Source organism: Mucilaginibacter sp. NFX135 (genome assembly GCF_048565145.1).
Taxonomy (GTDB): Bacteria; Bacteroidota; Bacteroidia; order Sphingobacteriales; family Sphingobacteriaceae; genus Mucilaginibacter.
The window spans coordinates 5,259,787-5,276,584 of record NZ_CP183412.1 but is presented as its reverse complement, the minus strand read 5'-3'; the positions used below and the strand labels follow the sequence as shown (position 1 = coordinate 5,276,584).

Below are 16,798 nucleotides of genomic sequence, written 5' to 3'. Positions count from 1 at the left end.
TCGTATGCCCCCTTTAATAAAGTCATACCTGATAAGCTGTTGTATCATCCCGGCACCAAAGCAGATCTAATCACCACCATTTGGTAAACACAGCTTTGGATATGAATACTGTGGCAAAGCCAAGCAGCCAGGGCGAGGCGATCATAATAATACCTACCAGGTAATCTAACATGGCGTGGGTTCTTCTCTTAATAAATTTCATAGGTTTTGTTTTTAGTTATTTGTTTCCAAAGTTCTTTACTGGATCAACAAGCATACACCATTCCGCTTTCCTCTTGCTCACTAATGGCGTATTGAACGACTCGATATGATCAAGACATAAATAAGACGGGTTGTCAATACTGACGAGCCGGCCATAGCTTGCAGTTTCCTGTCCCGAACATCAAAATCATAAATGCCAATCGCGCCGGTGTAACCGCCGATCAGGTATTGGATATCACTTGCTTGCATGAAAGGAAAATGCCTACCGGCCTCATTTGTTTAAGCGGAACCGCAAATCAGGTACTTTGCTCCATTCACCGGTATTTTTCGCGTGAAGCGCGTTATTTTGATCCATTTGCCGGGGCAGAGTACCTGTTTTGCAAAAAACAGCGAACCGGAAGGTCAGACGGCCTGTTAACCATCAACAATTACTATGAAAAAGTTCGAAATCCATTTGGCCGACTGGCAGCGCATCCTTTTTGGACAGGCGCCACCTATGTTTCTGCTGGAGGTATTCATCCGCAGCGTAATTATTTATATTTTTTTATTACTGGTGCTGCGCTGGCTGGGTAAGCGCATGAGTGGTCAGCTAACCATCCTGGAGATGGCGGTCATGCTGACGCTGGGTGCCATTGTTTCGGTAGCGATGCAAACGCCCGACCGGGGTATTGCGCTAAGCATGTTTGTCTTGCTCTGTACGCTATTGTTCCAGCGCGGGCTTAGCCGCTGGGGGTTAAAGAATGCCCGCATCGAGGAACTAAGCCAGGGTAAGATCAGTACGTTATTAAAGAACGGTGTATTTAACTTAGATGAGATGCGCTCGTGCCGGATATCGCGTCAGCAACTGCTGGCCGAGCTGCGTGGTAAAGGCATCCTGAACCTGGGAGATGTAAGCCGGGTATATCTGGAGGCCTGCGGTGTATTTACAACAATTAAGGCCCATGCACCTGTAGCAGGCCTGCCAACGACCCCGCCTGATGACAAACAGGTGCTAAACCTATTGCATCATTCGAACGATTTGGCTTGTGTAAACTGCGGTTATGCGGTTGCACCACAAAATGCTCAAAAAACCTGTCCGCGCTGCGGAGCAAACACTTGGACAGCAGCCGTAACCAGTTAACTATTTTCTATGCAACCACAAGATATCCATCTCAGCGACTGGCAACGCATCCTTCTTGGCGAGGTGCCTGTCTCCTTTTTTATCGAATTATTCATCAGGGCCTTTGCGGTTTACCTGATCTTAATGGTTTCCATGCGTCTAATGGGCAAACGCATGTCTTCGCAGTTGACGCGTAACGAACTGGCAGCGCTGGTATCCCTGGCTGCGGCCGTCGGTATTCCCATGATGGCGCCAGACCGCGGCCTTTTGCCAGCCGTGATCATAGCTTTTGTACTCATCGCTGTCGAACGTTTGATCGCCAGGTTAAGCTTTCAAAATGAACGCTTTGGCGATGTTGTGTTAGGCAAGGTGAGCACGCTGGTGAGCGACGGCGTGATCAATATGAAGGAGTTAGGCATATCCAGACTTTCACATGAGCGGGTACTTGCTCAGCTCCGTTCGCAGGGCGTACTGCAACTGGGCAGCGTTAGCCGATACTATATGGAAGCAAGCGGAAACTTCGCGCTCATCAGCAATCCTGCACCCGTGCCGGGTTTATGTGTGCTGCCGCCCTGGGATGATGCTATGCTGAGTTTCTTTAAAGAGCATACCGAAAAGCAGCTTTGCATGCAATGCGGCCTGCCACAAAAGCCCGTAGGAAAGCCTTACACATGTTGCCCTAACTGCGGCAACGAAAAATGGGTCTCTGCTGTGGAGGAAATCACCAAAACCCAATTGACATGAAAAAAATACTGATCGGTTTAACACTACTTGGCCTGGCCGGTTGCCATACCTCCGACCAGGAGATCCGGGCGGATATTGCCAGCAAAGCACAGCAGGACCTATACTTTGCTGGCTTGCAATACACGGTTAACCATGGCGCTGTTGTTTTTACCGGCGAATGCCCTTCGCAGAAGGCGTTTGACAAGATCAAACAAACCATCAGTAATATCCATGTGATCAAAAGCGTCAGTTATCAGGTAACAATAACGCCGATTGCCCTGGATGCACTAACGCCGCTGAAACTCGAAACAGACAGCATCCTGGCCAAGTACCCGCAAACATTGGCCGTCATTGACTCAGCGAGCATGGTACTGAAAGGGTCAGTAGCACCTGAGTTAAAAGGTCAATTGCTTAAAGATGTGCAATCAAAATATCACGGAACGATCAAAGACAGTCTTTCGGTGCAATAAACAATCAAACATATGGAAGAATTAACAAAAAAGATTAGCGGCCGACGTATCCTGGTGACCGGCGGCACAACAGGTATTGGTCGGGAAATAGCATTGCAGCTTGCCGTTTTAGGCGGCAGGGTGTTGATCGCAGGCCAGGAGCAACAACATCTGGAAGATACGTTTGCCGCCTGGAACCAAATGAACGGTAAAGGTCAACTCCATGGGATCGCCAGTGATCTTTCGACTAACGAAGGGATCAGGCAGTTATTTGCGGAAGCCGACCGGATTTTTGAAGGCAAACTTGATATTATGGTTAACAATGCCGCCCTGGCCTACGGTTCCGTGATGGAAGGTGGTTATCCTGACTGGCAGCGGGTAGTGAACACAAATTTATTGGGATATATAGCCTGTTCACGGATGGCGCTGGACCGCATGAAAAATAAAAGCGGACATATCGTGCTGATCGGCTCGATGAGCGCTGATGTGCGGGAGCCTGACGGTTCCGTTTATGTAGCCACTAAGGCCGGCATACAAGGCTTTGCGGAAAGCCTGCGAAAAGAAGTGAATGAAAGTGGTGTACGCATTACCCTGATTGAACCAGGAGCAGTAGACACCGATATGCAGCCTCAGACTACGGATGAAAAACAGCAGGCCGTGGATAAACAGGAAATGATGACGGCAGAAGATATCGCCGCGGCTGTTTGTTACGCACTGGCGCAGGATGAACGCTGTGATGTGGTGGAGATCCGTTTACGGCCGAGATTGCAACTGATTTAAATATAACTAATTAAAACTATCAATGGAAAAAGAACAAGGAATGAAGGCCGCTTTAAAAACGGAAGAAGGAACCTTCGAAATGGAGAATGTCGGCCGGCCGAAGCTCGAAAAAGCGGATTGGGTGCTGGCACGGATCCGTGTTGCGGGTATCTGCGGCACCGACCTGCGCCACTGGAAAAAAGCCGAGCATGAACTCACCTGTAAAATCATGGGTCATGAACTGGCGGGTGAAGTAGTGGAAGTTGGGCCCGATGTGAAAAATATAAAGCCAGGCGACCGGGTAGTGATCGAAACTTTACTGGGCGATGATACCTGTGAATGGTGTAATATTCAGCATTATAACTTATGCCCGAACCTTTACCCGGTAAGGATGCGCACTTTATCCCAGGCATTTGCGGAATATGTAGCCGGACCATGCCGTAAATTTTATAAACTGCCAGATCATGTCAGTTTTGAAGAAGCCGCACTGCTTGATACGTTTTCGGTCGGTTTGCACGCCATTCAGTTGAGCGGTATCAAACTGAATGATAAAGTGGTGGTGATCGGTGCCGGCTGCATCGGACTTGGGCAGCTACAATTGGCTAAGCTAAGCGGTGCCGATGTGCTGATCATTGACAAGGTAGACTCCGCACTGCAACTGGCAGGGGAACTCGGCGCCGATCAGGTGGTCAACCCGGAAAAAGAAGATATACAGGAAAAGGTAAAAGCCTTTACATCAGGTCGCGGTGCCGACATCGTTTTTGAATGTGCCGGCGGCACCGCCATGCCGGTGACGCTGCCGCAGGCCGTCTCCTGCGTGCGCATCGGCGGTAAAGTAGTCGTAGTTGGCGGTTTTGAAAAGGAACAGCAGATCGCATTGGACTGGAGCCATATTCAGATGGCCGAGATCAAGCTGATCATGAGTGCAAGCTATTCGTATTGGGATATTTATCCGGAAATGCAGATTAGCCTTGACCTGCTGGCCAAAGGTAAAATGAACGCAAAAAAAATGATCACGCACCGTTTTTCATTGGACGATATCAATCAGGCTTTTGACACTGCTGAAAAGAAAGAATCCACGCACGCTGTATTTGTTGCACTTAATATTTAAGATGACTAAACAGATAACTGCTGAATCGGTATTAGATGCCCAGTGTATACTTATTTTGGGTGGAAATGAAGTGACGATCATTATACCATGAGCAACCAGGACTTTGTTACACAGGCTTCGAGCAGCAACATGTTCGAAATTGCCGCCGGCAACCTGGCCCTGCACAATAGCACCAACGCCAATGTGAAAGCCTTTGGGAACCACATGGTGACCGATCACGGGCAGGCAGCTACCGAAATGGCCACGCTCGCGGCTAAAAAAGGTTGGACGGTGCCGACCGCCATGGCAACGAAAGAGCAAAATAATTACAATACGCTGGCTGGACTAAGCGGCACCGCTTTTGACAAGCAGTTTGCCATGATGATGATCACCTCGCACCAGGAGACCATCGCCTTGTTCCAGAACGCTGCCGGTAACAGCGGGGTGCCCGATGCCGACCTCCGCAATTTTGCTTCCGGTAAGCTGCCGACGTTAAAGGAACACCTAACAGATTCGCAAACCCTGCAAACCCAGGTCAGCAACGAGTAAACCGCATTTAATCAACGCTAAATTGGCAATTACTTTAAAAAATAAATCATGACAAATTTGAACAATCCCGAACACAGCGAAGGAAATTTAACCAAACAGATCGAAGAACAAACGGCAAAGATCCCGTCTACCGTTTTTTTAGGCGCCGCGATCGCGGCCATGGCGATATCGTTAACCTGTAAACTGATGAAAAAAGACGATAAGGCGCTTTTTGTCGGCCAGTGGGCCGCGCCTTTTTTACTTCTTGGTATTTATAATAAGATCGTCAAAACCAATGGAAGCGATTAGCGGCAATTTTGGTAATAGCTACCAGCAAAACCTGGCCACGCTGATCTTGCTGCTCCTATTGATTTATTTCGGTGGCTGTTCGCCGGGCATTAACCTGATGACAGCGAAGTACGTATCGATTCGTTATGTGCAATGAAAACAGAAGGAAAAAAGTTTTTACTCACCTTGCTGATAGCCTTTTTGCTGTTGGTAACTACCTCTTTGATTTATGCCTGGTACGCCCGCAAAACGATTAAGCAAAAAAAGCCGGTCGCCATTTGTGGTAAAGCGCCGGTTAAAAGATGATGGAACCATTGATCAATATATTCGGCGAGGCCAGCGCCTGCCGGGAAGCCATCATGCAAGGCATCCGCAAGTCAGCATTGACCGAAGATATGGACTGAATAGAACGATAGCATGCTGTTCTGAATAAGCTTGGCATCGCCGTTATTTGCTCCGGATGCCTGTTTAAAGAACAGATTATGGCAAAGACAGCACATGGCGGCTTTACGCCGCCGAAAGGAAACCCTTCCGGCAATGGACGTGATAACCAGGGAATAAAAGACCTGGGTAGTATTGGTCTGGAAAATGATGAGCAGATCGCGGATCGTTATACGGATAAGAATGAGGAACCGGCGGTCAATGTTAATTAAAAAGCCCTCTCATATTAAATGAGAAGGCTTTTTTGTGGTATCAGCTGGGATCGAACCTTTAGTCGTAATCTATTGATTTTTAAATGCTTACAAAGTATGTAATTTTAAAGGTTACCGGTTAGGTATTGACTTTAAAATCGAAATTTAATCAGCAATCTGCACGCTATTAACGTTCTGCTTTGCAAAAATAAATAAAAAATTTTAACAGTAGATTGATATATAAATTAAAAATTGTTACTCCGAGTCGGAGTAAATCGGATAAGATCGTTTTGGGAAATAGTGAAATTGGGTCAGTTTAATCACCAAATAATAAATAACGATTATGGCAGCAGAGATTATTACGAAGGAGGACTTGCAGGAGTTCGAAGAGCGTTTAATTAATAAAATTATTTCAATCGTAGGCAAATCAACCGAAGAACCTCGAAAATGGTTAAAGAGTTACCAGGTTAAAAATCTGCTTAAAATTTCAACAAACACCTTGCAAACGTTAAGAGATAATGGTACACTCCCTTTTTCTAAAATAGGTGGTATACTTTACTATAAGTATGATGATATTCTGAAAATTTTGAATGATGTGGACAGAAGCAAGCGCTCGGTTTTTAATTAGTTGTGACTATTGTTTATATTGAGTTTTTTGTGATATTTTAGATTTGACTATCAATAAGAACATCGCTGGTTCGAGCCCAGGCTCAGGGTGAAAATCTAATTTGAAGTAAGTTTCCTTATTTGTTCTGCAGCATTTTTATTATTTGGATTTAGCTGGATTGATTTTTTATAATTGGTGAGTGCCTCGGGTTTATTACCGGCTATCTCCAATACTTCTGCATAGCTATCATAGGCATTAGCACTGCCCGGATAGAGGATCGTATTCAATTTAAAGATATTAAGTGCTTCGGAAGTTTTCTTTTGATTCAACAACTGGTATCCCCAGGTGTTAAGTGAATTTTCTTCCAACCGGAAAGAAGTATCTCGTTTTTTTAAATAAGAAGCAACAGAAACAGCCTTATCAAAACCTTTTGTTAATAATTGGGCTCTTAATTTTTTAAGGTTCGGAGCTAAGCCAAAACCATTTGCCTCATGCATATCGGGGATATAGTACCCGGCGATTTCGTCGATGAACTGATCAGGGTTACCACCCATTAGATTGGTCAATACAACAATGGAAAGATCATCTTTTAGGTAAACAAACAGTGCAGACCTGCCGCCGCCTACCGGGCCTACAGCAGGATGCTCATCCCTGGTAACTGTTGGCCATCCCAAAGCATAACCATTGGTTAGTCCGTTAAATCCGCCTATTTTTCCATTATTCAGGATCGCCGGTTTCCACAGGGTTTCAATACTTGCTTTGTCCTTCAATAGCTTACCCTCTTTTAATGCAATAATCCAAGTAGCCATATCCCCAGCTGTAGACAATATACCAGCTGCGGTTCTAAAAAACAAAGGAAATTGGATATATGCTGTACCAGGCGTTTTGTTCATCGTAAATTGACCATCAACCATTTTGGTCATCCTATAAGCACCTGCAGTATTTGGAATGACGTCATAAGAGTCTCCGAACCGGGTTAAAGGCATGCCAGCCACTTTGAATTGTCTTTCTTCAATGAATTGAGTGAAATGCATGCCGCTTAATTTATTGATGATTTGGCCAAGCAATACATAACCTGTTTGGTTATAACTGAATTTTTCACCTCTATTAAATTCCATTGGCAAGGCTTTTACCTGTTTCAATGCAAGTTTTTCTATTCCATGTCCAAGTACCATTTCATCTTCGTCAAGTATATCGGGCAATCCGGAAGTATGCGTCAACACCTGTTGTAAAGTAATTTTTTGCCATGCAACAGGCAAGCTATCCAGGTACATGGATATAGGGTCTGTGATTTTGAGTTTTCCTTCCTCGGCCAATTGCATAATAGCCACACCTGTGAAGGCTTTTGTGATAGAGTTTATAGAAAAGATACTTTTATCGGTAGCAGCAATATTATATTCAAGATTAGCTGTACCATATGTTGTTGTTTTAATGATCTTGTTATTGTGTATTATAGCAAGTTGCAATGCAGGGATATGTTTCTGATGCATCTTTTGTTTAATAAACACATCAATGCTGTCGGATGTAAGGTTTTGTGCTTGCGAAGAAATTGGTGTGAGAAAAGCTGCAACTAAAAGGATTTTGATAGTATTTGTAAAGTTCATAAATATAAAGTATGCTTGTAAGATATCCGATTTTGCCCTATGTTACACCACGAAATAAGATTTTATTTTGGAATAGTGAATGGGTTTTTATGAACAAAAATCACGAAAATAATCTATGTTCAGCTAGATCTCGATGTTTTCACCGAATTATAAGAAAACAAAAAGCCGCTCAACTTTCGCAAAGAATCTTCGTAGGTCACACCGGAATTGACTACTGTCCTAAGCAATCTGTAATCCGTTCAAAATCATCAGTTGTTCAATCAAATGGTTCGAGTTATGTCCAGTCTGGGGAGCGAAATGGCTTTTACGATATCGTAAAAGCCATTTTTAATTTTATCCCATTTTTAAACCTGCGTTTAAGTGAAATAGGGGCACATTTTGGTTCAAGCCCATTCTCCTTACGGGCAGTGGGCAAATATATTAACGATTTTTTTATTTTAATTTACTGTTTTACAGGTAATTATTTGATTTTTTATAGTAGTTGATTTTCTGGAAGAAATTTAATGAGGACATTGCATTGCTATCCGCCCGATGCTAAACCCTGGTCCTGGCGGGAAATACTGGTCAAAGAGCCGGAGGGCACATCATGTGCCCTCCCTGTAGTTATGCTTTAGATACTTGCTATCCTGTTTAAATGCCAAATACAGTTGCCATGCTAATTTTTAGTCTTACCCATTTAATATTGATCGTAAAATACCAAACTTGCCTTCGCCAGGGTATTTTTATAAATCGTAAATCCGACGCCAGGAGGAAGGGTGCTTGCATTTAATCCCAGTTTATCGGTTTTAAGTGCATACACCGTTATAATATATTGGTGTATGCCTGTATTAGCAGGCGGGCAAGGCCCACCATACCCGCCAACACCAAAGTCGGTGAGAGATTGTATTGCACCTTTTGGAGCCAGGTTTGCCGAAATCTTTCCGGCATTTGTAACAAGCTCATTAACGTTAGCGGGAATATCGAACATAATCCAATGCCACCAACCACTTCCGGTCGGCGCATCACTATCGTACATCGTAATAGCAAAGCTTTTAGTACCTGCCGGAGCGTTTGTCCATGAAAGCTGCGGAGATTGATTTTGACCGGTACAGCCGGCTCCATTCAGTCTTTCTTTCATGGTAGCCTGCCCCTGCAGGTCTTTACTATAAAGCGTAAATGTCTTCTGGGCAAAACCTGTAGCTGTGATTAGCAGGAAACAGATGATTAAACTTGTTCTTTTCATTTTATTTGTTTCAAAATTGTTAATACGATCCGGCTTCTTAATCGCAGGGCACCGACTGTCTTCAGGTGTTTTATTTTAAATTGGTTTTAAAGAAAGCTTCCAGCTTATCAAAAGGAATCAAATCTGTCCGGTCGTAAAGGTCAACGTGTCCGGCATTTGGAATTACAACCAATTCCTTCGGCTCCGCAGCCCTTTTATATGCATCAAAACTAAATTCCCTTGAATGGGCATTTGAACCGGTAATAAAAAGCATTGGGCGCGGCGAAATGGTTTCAATATCATCAAAAGGATAAAAATTCATAAATTTTACTTCCGCAGAATTGGTCCGGTTCTCTGTTTCCATCAGGGTATGTCCCTTGGGGATATGAATACCACGCTTTGTTCTGTAAAAGTCAAAGAACTCCTTGCGTATTGTATCAGCGTCCGCAGGTAATTTTTCCGGCAGATAATTCATATAATTGGGTTTCCCGCCCAAGAAATCAGCATAACGGTGCTCTGCAGCCGCAGCCAGGAATTGCCTGCGCTGTTCAAGTGTTTGCGACTTGTTCAACCCATTGCGGGTAACAGCACCCATATCATACATACTCACGGTTGCAATTGCTTTCAGCCTCGGATCGATTTTAGCCGCACTCACCACAAAACTTCCGCTACCGCAAATTCCGATAATGCCGATGCGCTCTTTGTCAATAAATGAACGTGTACCCAAAAAGTCGACCGCAGCACTGAAGTCCTCGGCATACACATCCGGCAAGACCGCATTAATCGGTTTACCCTCACTTTCTCCCCAAAAGGACAGATCTATGGCCAGTGTAATAAATCCACGGTCTGCCAGTGTAGAGGCGTACACATCCGCACCCTGTTCTTTAACAGCGCCCATTGGATGACCTACGATGATAGCGGGTTGCTTTTGCTTCTGATCGAGATTTTTAGGAATAAAAAAGTGGCCTATAACCTCCATCTGATACTGGTTTAAAAAAGAAACCCGGTATAAATTTACCTTATCGCTTACCTTAAAGGTAGTAAAGCCTGTTGCTGAGATCTGTTCCATTTTCAATTTGTTTTTTTGTGTTTGTGCCTGTATATGTCCTGTCATCATCATTGAGAACAGCACTATTCCTGCTAAGTATTTCATTGGTCTATGTGTTTAATTATTTATATTATTTGTTTTCTCTTTTCTTAAAGGCCAGCATAGCGGCCAGGGCAGCGACGAACGTAAAAACAGCGCTGGCAAGGAAAACGCCTTTAACGCCGGTGTGATCCATCATGATTCCGCCTGATGCCGCACCCGTGGTTATAGCAAGTTGAATAATCGCGATTTGCAAGCCGCCGCCGCTTTCAGTTTCATCCGGTACCGCACGTGTCAGCCACGCCGTCCAGCCTACCTGGATTACCCCCAAAAACATTCCCCAAAATGCAGTCAATAAAAAAGCGACCGGGATGATGTTCCCGAATATTGGCAGAAGAACAGCTATGCCGCACATTAAAAATGGCATAAGGATCAGAGAGCGTTGTAAGCTCCACTCAAAAAGGTATTTCGATAGTACTGTTCCAATAAGATTCGCGACACCGAACCCTAGGAGCAAAACGGAAAGCTGGTCATTAGCAACCCCAGTAACTTTCTCCAGGAACGGACGGAGATAAGTAAATAACGATGCATAGCCGATGAACATGAAGAACGTCCCCAGCATACCTCCTTTGACAGCGGGGCGCTTCAGCAGTTTTAACACGGAACCTAAACCGGGCGGGTTTTGTGTTGGCATCGAAGGCAGCGTTGCCGCCTGCCAGACCAGCGCACCTACACTTAGTCCTGATACAATGAAAAAAACGTTTCGCCAACCGAGCAGCGTTCCCAAATAGCTTCCCAATGGTGCCGCCGCTACTGTGGCAACAGATACTGCCCCAAATATGATGGAGAGTGCTCCGGGAACCAATTTAGGTGGTACCAGGCGCATAGCTGTCGCTGCGGCCATACCCCAGAATCCGCCGAGCCCGATGCCTAATAAAATTCGGCCAGCCAGCAAAAATGTAAAATTCGGTGAGAGCGCTACCAGGAGGTTGGATAAGACCTGCAACACGCAAAATGCTAACAGTACCCATCGCCTGTCCGTTTTTTTAGTTAACACGCCCGTAAACAGGCTTGAGGCCATGGCAACTATTGCCGTTACCGATATTGCCTGACCGGCTGTTCCCTCGCTTATATTTAGGCTTTTAGCCATTGGGGTCAGCAAACTGACTGGCAAGAACTCCGAAATGATCAGACAAGCTACACCCAGAGAAATAGCGTACACTGCATTCCAGGATGGTTGGAGATCTGCAACAGACGTATCAAATTTTAATTCCGGACTTTCCTTTCCTGCGATGTTCATAGCATCTGATTTGTTTTTCAGATGCAAAAGTACTGCAGGCATTGCCGCCCAAGTTAAAAGATTTCAAACCAATACTTAAGAATTTCAAATCTCGGACGCCCTGAAATTGCGGGGATTCGTGCCTGCTAATTTTTTAAAGAAGTTGTTGAAGTAAGAAGGATAATCAAAGCCGAGGGCATAGGCGATGTCAGAAATGTTCCAATCGGTATGCTGCAGCATGGCCTTGGCCTCATGAAGTACCCGTTCGGATATGTGCGCTGTCGTTGACTTCCCGGTAATTTCATTAACTGACCGGTTGAGATAGTTGACATGGACATTTAGGTTCCTGGCATAATCCTGTGCGGTCTTCAATTGCAGGGGACGGTCAGCCGTTTCTATCGGAAACTGACGTTCAAGCAATTCAAGAAAAACCGATGTGATGCGGGACGCCGCATTTTTATGCTGATCAAAGTTCTCTGAAGGCTGTAATTTAAGTGCCTCATGTATGATAAGATTGATATAATTACGGATCAGGTCATCTTTGTAAACATAATCTGTGCGTTGTTCTTCAATCATTTTCAGAAAGATGGTATTTAAAAAATCCCGCTGCTGATGATTAATTTTTAAGACCGGCGTACCACCAATCTTAAAAAACGGAGATTGTTGTAAGCTTTCGGAGCGCTCAGAAAGCTTTAAAAAATCTTCAGAAAAAAGACATGTATAACCGACATAAGTGGTTGAAAGCGTCTCCCAGGAATAAGGAATATGGGGATTGCCAAAAAACAACACCGTGTCATTGGCTTCAAAGCTTCTGTCAGCATAATGAATAATACTTTTGCCGGTCGTTAAGCAAATTTTATAAAAGTCTTTCCGGCTGTAAATGCGTGTGGCGTTACTGTCTTCCTCAATTTTGAATATATTAAAGCCTTTTAGTTTAAGTTCCTTGTTAAATTCCGAAACTGCGCGAGGCGTTTGATCTTTCATGCACAAAATTATAAAATTCAAACCTGGATGTCAAGCAACTTATGCTGAACATTTAGAACTGTGTAGGCGATTAAGGATTTGATGCGCAAGAAACTATTTCTGGATTGAACAATCCATACCTTCGTTAGGGGTGTATTTTATGTTTTTGTTTTTTTCTGCCGTTTCTTTTCCCCATTCAGCGATGGATTTAAGTAAAGGAATAAGAGATTTGCCAAAATCTGTCAATTCATAATCTACTTTCAACCGTGTAAATATTGTTAGCCCTGGGCCAACAGATACCCCTAACTATTCTAAACTTGGTTTCCCTGAAGAAGCGGTAGGTCAATTTAAAGCGCACTATGCTTCCAGCACCGCCGTAAAGAGAATGGGAAGTGCTGACGAAATTGCCAAAGTAGTTATATTCTTAGCTTCCGAAGATGCAAGTTTTATTACAGGATGCGAACTGATTGCCGACGGCGGTTTTATAAATTATGCGCTGAAATAATCAGCACTAACAAATCAAAGCAAACCTAAAAGCGGCGACTTCCGCTTTTAGAGCTTTTCGCTCTACAAAATAAAATAGTGATTTAAAGAAATCATACGATCAATATTAATTTAGAATAAGAGTTCAGTGTTCTCATCAATCAGCATTCGGCTACTTTGTGTCAGATCTTTCATTTTTTTAAATTTTTATCTTTGGACGGAAAGTCCGGGGAAGGCGGCAACAAAATAGAGATACGTGTGGCCACCGGCCAGTTAAACAGCTTTATAGGAAAGGCAAAAAGCGGGGATCAACGATACCTGCAGTTTAAAGCCAGTGATGACCAGGTGATGTCGGCAGGGCTAATCGGACCTGTAACAATTAGACCCGCTATTAATGTAAAACGATGAAGATTGTAGCGGAAGTCAATTTATTATTGTGCTCTTTACAGCTCGGCTTAGGCGGCTTATGATGTTTACATGAGGTATTAATATCATTTTCCATGCCTCATGTCATTCGCCGGATTAAAAACTTCTCAGTTTAGCATCTAAAAAATCTTAATTGCCAATAGTTTTAAGTCATCCAAAAAGCAATGCAATATCCTTGTCGAATCTCTTAAGCAACTTTTAGTTCGTTCAATAACTTTAGCTGGTGAATCAAGTGGTTCGAATTATGTCCAGTCTGGAGCCAGAATGGGCAAGCACCAAAAAACGGTCGTTTGGTCTTCTTTTTTACCTTTTATTTCGCTGTTATCAAGTAGATACAAGAGTATAATTCACTTGTAAAAGCGGTTCGATGTTGCAATTCTTCGAAAGTGAATTTTTGGGGGTACATCGAACCGATTAATTGCCTCTTGTTATAACTTTCTGATTTTTAATAGATTGTATTTGATTTTGGTTAACGTGCTCATCGCCGGTCTAAGTAGCGGTTCAATATTCGCAGTTGCCGCAAACAATGATTTCACTCACACGAATTTGTTCATAGGTATAAACGGTTTTGCACAGTTTTCGTTCCTGGATAACCGCGAAAATTTGCCTATTGACTTAGATGTTAATTTCAATGAAATGACTGATTTCTATTCCCATTATACGGAAGTTAAAAGAAATTATGTATATCAACAAACCAATTATGTGTATGTGTGCCTAAGCCGAGTAACTGGAAAACTGTTTTTAGTTAGGGAAGGTGATTTTAAGAAAACCTCAGACATTAACTCCCAAGGGGCGATGTTGAACTTCTACAGAACTATTGAAAAATATTGGACTGTTTATTTATCGGATAGGTTAGAAAGTGATTTGCAAAGAGATGCTCATATATTATTTTCACTTTATTCTCACGAAAAAAACATTTTCCAAAAGTACATTAAAGTAGTTATCGGTTTTATTACATTTATTAAGCCAACTGGACGGGAGTTTACTTACAAATTTAATGATATAAAAAAAATGTATTCAAAAGAAGGTGAATTACGAATTCAACATAAATTTTGAAACAACTATGTTTTTCTTCAAATCGGGAAACGAAGATGTTATACCAATGGTAAACCTGTGTAATAGATTCTTTTTTTTTAAAGCAATTGAAATTTTGTTAGGCTATTCAATTTAGTTAGTAATGAGCTTGCCATTAATGAAGACGGCGGAAATAAAAGACCTATCCTGAGCATGATCACAAAAGAAAAATTATTAATAAATCTTCATACTTTAAAGGGACGTATAGCCCGAAAGCCCGCGGTTTATACCACAGATTTTCCAAAGACAATGAAAGAGGGCTTATATAGATTTAATCAAACAATAATTGCCATGAGAATATTCCAGACCATTTTTTTTCTGCTGATCTTCGTATCTCCTTTAATCGCCAATTGCCAAATGGCCCCTCTGATAACACCGCGTATGCGTGTAATCATAGACAATGATTTTGGCGGTGATCCGGACGGTCTTTTCCAATTAACACACCTGCTGTTGTCGCCATCGGTTGAGATAAGGGCTATTATCGGTACGCACCTAAATGCCCGCGATGGTTTCGACCCTTCTAAAACACAGGCGGATAACGCTGCAAAAAAAGCGCATGAATTATTGTCGGTGATGAAAATGGATGGGAAGATCCCGCTTATAGCCGGATCCAATACCGGCATGCCAAACGACAGCACGCCGGTAAAAAGCGATGCCGTTGATTTTATTCTAAAGGAAGCATTACGCACCGATACCAAGTTGCCATTATATGTGTTATGCGGCGCCGGGCTTACCGAAATTGCTTCGGCGGCATTAACCAAACCGGAAATTGCTGAAAAGCTAACACTAATATGGATCGGCGGCGCTGAGTACAGCGGTCTTGCCTTACCTCCACCCAATGGTTCGGCAGTAGAGTATAACCTGAATATCGATATTTTTGCCGCAAGAGCTTTATTTAACCGCAGCCAGGTAAATTTATGGCAGGTGCCGCGAAATGTTTACCGGCAAGCATTAATATCTTATGCGGAATTGGCAACGCGGATCAAACCAAATGGAGAGATCGGCAAGTACCTTTTCAACACCCTTGAGAATTTGATAGGAAGACTGCAAAAATACAAGTTTAATATCGGCGAAACCTATGTGCTGGGGGATAGCCCGTTGGTTTTGCTAACCGCTCTTCAATCATCGTTCGAGGCCGATCCGTCATCAAGTGATTACATGAACAATCCTTGCCCCATCATTACGAGCTCAGGTGTTTACCAATCAAATCCCAGCGGAAGAAAAATTAGGGTATATCAGCATATCGACACCCGGTTAATGTTCGGCGATTTTTTTTCGAAACTGGAATTGTTTAAAAACTGAGACATATAAAAATGAATTTTTTGAGAACGCTGTCGAACTGAAGTCTGTTTAACATGACGATAGTCTCTGAGTGGACATTCCGAAGCCCTTGATCACCATGTATGGAAATAACGAACCATTTGTTCTGCAACACTTTGATCATATTAATTCATTGATCAATAATTGTAATTCTCTAAAAGTGATAATACAAATCGGTGCTTCACATTGCACGGAATCGCCTGGTCAAGCCTCCCAGAATATCCAGACAAAGCTGGAAAGAGCATAACGGATTGTTTTTTGAGCACGAAGGTAGCCACGCTGTAAGATTGGGTGACTGGAAATTAGTATCGCAACGACCTGAGAATAAATGGAATCAGTACTGACCGCTCCAAATTAAATGACTTGAGCGCCAAATATCCTCAAAAAGTAGCTGAACTCGAAGCAATGTACAGCGCCTGGGCCACCCGGGTAGGTATGGTGGAATTTGATAAATTATCAAAATCAAAGGTGAATAATTTAATAAGGTAGTAAGTAAGTCAAGTGTCAATACTAACCATACCCAAGTTAAAAGAGAATGCTTTTTCGCAGCGGATCAGCTTCGGGCGAAAGCAGGCAGAACGATGGTGGGTATGTGTAATGGAAAGGGCATAGCAAGTTTTTGCAGAAGTGGGGGTAAGAGCGGCGAAGCGGGGCAAAATAATTGCAGCCCGTGGTTCAGTCCGGTTTGCAGGCAAAGGCTTGAGCGCAAAGAAGCCTTTCTGCTGCAAGCCTTTTTGGTTACATTTTTGGCAAAAAAAGTAACTGGCTCTCGCGCGGCCAAGAGCGCGACGAAGTAAGTTCATTGACCAAAGATAGTTACCTGCACGTCTTGGACTGCTTTGTTCCTCGATATGTCATTTTAATCCTGATTTAAAATAGAAACTCGGTGCGGCTTTCAGACCGCTCAAAATTTGCGCAAACGTTTCTGGGAACGTTTGCACGTTTTTAGTTAGCCAAATCCTTTTTTTTTTTGCTGTCAGCCACT

Annotated in this window: 22 protein-coding genes; 15 read left to right on the top strand and 7 right to left on the bottom strand. The window is 43.3% G+C overall.

What is annotated here, in order from left to right; genetic code table 11:
• Nucleotides 1–70 precede the first annotated feature (70 nt).
• Complete coding sequence (locus ACNURT_RS21940; RefSeq protein WP_419699506.1) at nucleotides 71–202, bottom strand: hypothetical protein; 132 nt, start codon at nucleotides 200–202, stop codon at nucleotides 71–73.
• A 432-nt stretch (nucleotides 203–634) separates the two neighbouring features.
• On the opposite strand from ACNURT_RS21940, the gene ACNURT_RS21935 reads away from it, so the two are divergent.
• From ACNURT_RS21935 to ACNURT_RS21885, 11 genes are all read left to right on the top strand, one after another.
• On the top strand, nucleotides 635–1,321 hold the full coding sequence (locus ACNURT_RS21935; protein ID WP_419699505.1) for a YetF domain-containing protein: 687 nt from the start codon (nucleotides 635–637) through the stop codon (nucleotides 1,319–1,321).
• Nucleotides 1,322–1,474: 153 nt separating this feature from the next.
• The gene (locus ACNURT_RS21930; protein ID WP_419699504.1) at nucleotides 1,475–2,044 is read left to right on the top strand and encodes a YetF domain-containing protein; all 570 of its coding nucleotides are present in this window, start codon (nucleotides 1,475–1,477) and stop codon (nucleotides 2,042–2,044) included.
• Nucleotides 2,041–2,493 carry a BON domain-containing protein gene (locus tag ACNURT_RS21925; RefSeq protein WP_419699503.1) on the top strand — a complete coding sequence of 151 codons (453 nt, stop codon included), beginning with the start codon at nucleotides 2,041–2,043 and terminating at the stop codon, nucleotides 2,491–2,493. The genes ACNURT_RS21930 and ACNURT_RS21925 overlap by 4 nt, the downstream gene beginning before the upstream one ends.
• Nucleotides 2,494–2,505: 12 nt before the next feature.
• Nucleotides 2,506–3,252, top strand: coding sequence for an SDR family oxidoreductase (locus ACNURT_RS21920; protein WP_419699502.1), 747 nt, complete (start codon nucleotides 2,506–2,508; stop codon nucleotides 3,250–3,252).
• A 22-nt stretch (nucleotides 3,253–3,274) separates the two neighbouring features.
• The gene (locus ACNURT_RS21915; RefSeq protein ID WP_419699501.1) at nucleotides 3,275–4,342 is read left to right on the top strand and encodes a zinc-dependent alcohol dehydrogenase; all 1,068 of its coding nucleotides are present in this window, start codon (nucleotides 3,275–3,277) and stop codon (nucleotides 4,340–4,342) included.
• Nucleotides 4,343–4,429: 87 nt separating this feature from the next.
• On the top strand, nucleotides 4,430–4,870 hold the full coding sequence (locus ACNURT_RS21910; protein WP_419699500.1) for a DUF4142 domain-containing protein: 441 nt from the start codon (nucleotides 4,430–4,432) through the stop codon (nucleotides 4,868–4,870).
• 48 nt (nucleotides 4,871–4,918) lie between these two features.
• Nucleotides 4,919–5,158: a hypothetical protein gene (locus tag ACNURT_RS21905; protein ID WP_419699499.1), complete on the top strand. Its 240-nt coding sequence runs from the start codon at nucleotides 4,919–4,921 to the stop codon at nucleotides 5,156–5,158.
• Nucleotides 5,145–5,294 (top strand): hypothetical protein, encoded by a 150-nt coding sequence (locus ACNURT_RS21900; RefSeq protein WP_419699498.1) that lies wholly within the window; start codon nucleotides 5,145–5,147, stop codon nucleotides 5,292–5,294. The genes ACNURT_RS21905 and ACNURT_RS21900 overlap by 14 nt, the downstream gene beginning before the upstream one ends.
• Nucleotides 5,291–5,443, top strand: a complete 153-nt coding sequence (locus ACNURT_RS21895) for a hypothetical protein (protein WP_419699497.1) — start codon at nucleotides 5,291–5,293, stop codon at nucleotides 5,441–5,443. The genes ACNURT_RS21900 and ACNURT_RS21895 overlap by 4 nt, the downstream gene beginning before the upstream one ends.
• 176 nt (nucleotides 5,444–5,619) lie before the next feature.
• A complete protein-coding gene (locus tag ACNURT_RS21890) occupies nucleotides 5,620–5,790 on the top strand; it encodes a hypothetical protein (RefSeq protein ID WP_419699496.1) in 171 nt (56 codons plus the stop codon).
• Nucleotides 5,791–6,112: 322 nt separating this feature from the next.
• Nucleotides 6,113–6,397 (top strand): helix-turn-helix domain-containing protein, encoded by a 285-nt coding sequence (locus ACNURT_RS21885; RefSeq protein WP_090463133.1) that lies wholly within the window; start codon nucleotides 6,113–6,115, stop codon nucleotides 6,395–6,397.
• A gap of 95 nt (nucleotides 6,398–6,492) precedes the next feature.
• Here ACNURT_RS21885 and ACNURT_RS21880 read toward each other — a convergent pair whose 3' ends face one another.
• The 6 genes from ACNURT_RS21880 to ACNURT_RS21855 form a co-directional block, all read right to left on the bottom strand.
• Nucleotides 6,493–7,980 carry a serine hydrolase domain-containing protein gene (locus ACNURT_RS21880; protein ID WP_090463382.1) on the bottom strand — a complete coding sequence of 496 codons (1,488 nt, stop codon included), beginning with the start codon at nucleotides 7,978–7,980 and terminating at the stop codon, nucleotides 6,493–6,495.
• A gap of 676 nt (nucleotides 7,981–8,656) precedes the next feature.
• The gene (locus ACNURT_RS21875) at nucleotides 8,657–9,202 is read right to left on the bottom strand and encodes a YbhB/YbcL family Raf kinase inhibitor-like protein (protein WP_090463385.1); all 546 of its coding nucleotides are present in this window, start codon (nucleotides 9,200–9,202) and stop codon (nucleotides 8,657–8,659) included.
• Between the two features lie 70 nt (nucleotides 9,203–9,272).
• On the bottom strand, nucleotides 9,273–10,334 hold the full coding sequence (locus ACNURT_RS21870) for an alpha/beta hydrolase (protein ID WP_218128192.1): 1,062 nt from the start codon (nucleotides 10,332–10,334) through the stop codon (nucleotides 9,273–9,275).
• A gap of 25 nt (nucleotides 10,335–10,359) precedes the next feature.
• A complete protein-coding gene (locus ACNURT_RS21865) occupies nucleotides 10,360–11,610 on the bottom strand; it encodes an MFS transporter (RefSeq protein ID WP_419699495.1) in 1,251 nt (416 codons plus the stop codon).
• A 42-nt stretch (nucleotides 11,611–11,652) separates the two neighbouring features.
• Nucleotides 11,653–12,531 carry a helix-turn-helix domain-containing protein gene (locus ACNURT_RS21860; protein WP_090463391.1) on the bottom strand — a complete coding sequence of 293 codons (879 nt, stop codon included), beginning with the start codon at nucleotides 12,529–12,531 and terminating at the stop codon, nucleotides 11,653–11,655.
• 93 nt (nucleotides 12,532–12,624) lie between these two features.
• Nucleotides 12,625–12,774 carry a winged helix-turn-helix transcriptional regulator gene (locus ACNURT_RS21855; protein ID WP_255366831.1) on the bottom strand — a complete coding sequence of 50 codons (150 nt, stop codon included), beginning with the start codon at nucleotides 12,772–12,774 and terminating at the stop codon, nucleotides 12,625–12,627.
• A 10-nt stretch (nucleotides 12,775–12,784) separates the two neighbouring features.
• On the opposite strand from ACNURT_RS21855, the gene ACNURT_RS21850 reads away from it, so the two are divergent.
• The 4 genes from ACNURT_RS21850 to ACNURT_RS21835 all read left to right on the top strand — a co-directional run bounded on the left by ACNURT_RS21850 (nucleotide 12,785) and on the right by ACNURT_RS21835 (nucleotide 15,795).
• On the top strand, nucleotides 12,785–13,015 hold the full coding sequence (locus ACNURT_RS21850; RefSeq protein ID WP_090463397.1) for an SDR family oxidoreductase: 231 nt from the start codon (nucleotides 12,785–12,787) through the stop codon (nucleotides 13,013–13,015).
• Between the two features lie 191 nt (nucleotides 13,016–13,206).
• A complete protein-coding gene (locus ACNURT_RS21845) occupies nucleotides 13,207–13,401 on the top strand; it encodes a hypothetical protein (protein WP_090463400.1) in 195 nt (64 codons plus the stop codon).
• Nucleotides 13,402–13,893: 492 nt separating this feature from the next.
• Nucleotides 13,894–14,475, top strand: a complete 582-nt coding sequence (locus tag ACNURT_RS21840; RefSeq protein WP_419699494.1) for a hypothetical protein — start codon at nucleotides 13,894–13,896, stop codon at nucleotides 14,473–14,475.
• A 375-nt stretch (nucleotides 14,476–14,850) separates the two neighbouring features.
• Nucleotides 14,851–15,795 carry a nucleoside hydrolase gene (locus ACNURT_RS21835; RefSeq protein ID WP_370997044.1) on the top strand — a complete coding sequence of 315 codons (945 nt, stop codon included), beginning with the start codon at nucleotides 14,851–14,853 and terminating at the stop codon, nucleotides 15,793–15,795.
• Nucleotides 15,796–16,798 lie beyond the last annotated feature (1,003 nt).

What these genes read in the sequence shown, in the direction of transcription:
- ACNURT_RS21940 (WP_419699506.1), bottom strand. Translation starts at nt 202, where the DNA reads ATGAAATTTATTAAGAGAAGAACCCACGCCATGTTAGATTACCTGGTA.
- ACNURT_RS21935 (WP_419699505.1), top strand. Translation starts at nt 635, where the DNA reads ATGAAAAAGTTCGAAATCCATTTGGCCGACTGGCAGCGCATCCTTTTT.
- ACNURT_RS21930 (WP_419699504.1), top strand. Translation starts at nt 1,475, where the DNA reads ATGTCTTCGCAGTTGACGCGTAACGAACTGGCAGCGCTGGTATCCCTG.
- ACNURT_RS21925 (WP_419699503.1), top strand. Translation starts at nt 2,041, where the DNA reads ATGAAAAAAATACTGATCGGTTTAACACTACTTGGCCTGGCCGGTTGC.
- ACNURT_RS21920 (WP_419699502.1), top strand. Translation starts at nt 2,506, where the DNA reads ATGGAAGAATTAACAAAAAAGATTAGCGGCCGACGTATCCTGGTGACC.
- ACNURT_RS21915 (WP_419699501.1), top strand. Translation starts at nt 3,275, where the DNA reads ATGGAAAAAGAACAAGGAATGAAGGCCGCTTTAAAAACGGAAGAAGGA.
- ACNURT_RS21910 (WP_419699500.1), top strand. Translation starts at nt 4,430, where the DNA reads ATGAGCAACCAGGACTTTGTTACACAGGCTTCGAGCAGCAACATGTTC.
- ACNURT_RS21905 (WP_419699499.1), top strand. Translation starts at nt 4,919, where the DNA reads ATGACAAATTTGAACAATCCCGAACACAGCGAAGGAAATTTAACCAAA.
- ACNURT_RS21900 (WP_419699498.1), top strand. Translation starts at nt 5,145, where the DNA reads ATGGAAGCGATTAGCGGCAATTTTGGTAATAGCTACCAGCAAAACCTG.
- ACNURT_RS21895 (WP_419699497.1), top strand. Translation starts at nt 5,291, where the DNA reads ATGAAAACAGAAGGAAAAAAGTTTTTACTCACCTTGCTGATAGCCTTT.
- ACNURT_RS21890 (WP_419699496.1), top strand. Translation starts at nt 5,620, where the DNA reads ATGGCAAAGACAGCACATGGCGGCTTTACGCCGCCGAAAGGAAACCCT.
- ACNURT_RS21885 (WP_090463133.1), top strand. Translation starts at nt 6,113, where the DNA reads ATGGCAGCAGAGATTATTACGAAGGAGGACTTGCAGGAGTTCGAAGAG.
- ACNURT_RS21880 (WP_090463382.1), bottom strand. Translation starts at nt 7,980, where the DNA reads ATGAACTTTACAAATACTATCAAAATCCTTTTAGTTGCAGCTTTTCTC.
- ACNURT_RS21875 (WP_090463385.1), bottom strand. Translation starts at nt 9,202, where the DNA reads ATGAAAAGAACAAGTTTAATCATCTGTTTCCTGCTAATCACAGCTACA.
- ACNURT_RS21870 (WP_218128192.1), bottom strand. Translation starts at nt 10,334, where the DNA reads ATGAAATACTTAGCAGGAATAGTGCTGTTCTCAATGATGATGACAGGA.
- ACNURT_RS21865 (WP_419699495.1), bottom strand. Translation starts at nt 11,610, where the DNA reads ATGCCTGCAGTACTTTTGCATCTGAAAAACAAATCAGATGCTATGAAC.
- ACNURT_RS21860 (WP_090463391.1), bottom strand. Translation starts at nt 12,531, where the DNA reads ATGAAAGATCAAACGCCTCGCGCAGTTTCGGAATTTAACAAGGAACTT.
- ACNURT_RS21835 (WP_370997044.1), top strand. Translation starts at nt 14,851, where the DNA reads ATGGCCCCTCTGATAACACCGCGTATGCGTGTAATCATAGACAATGAT.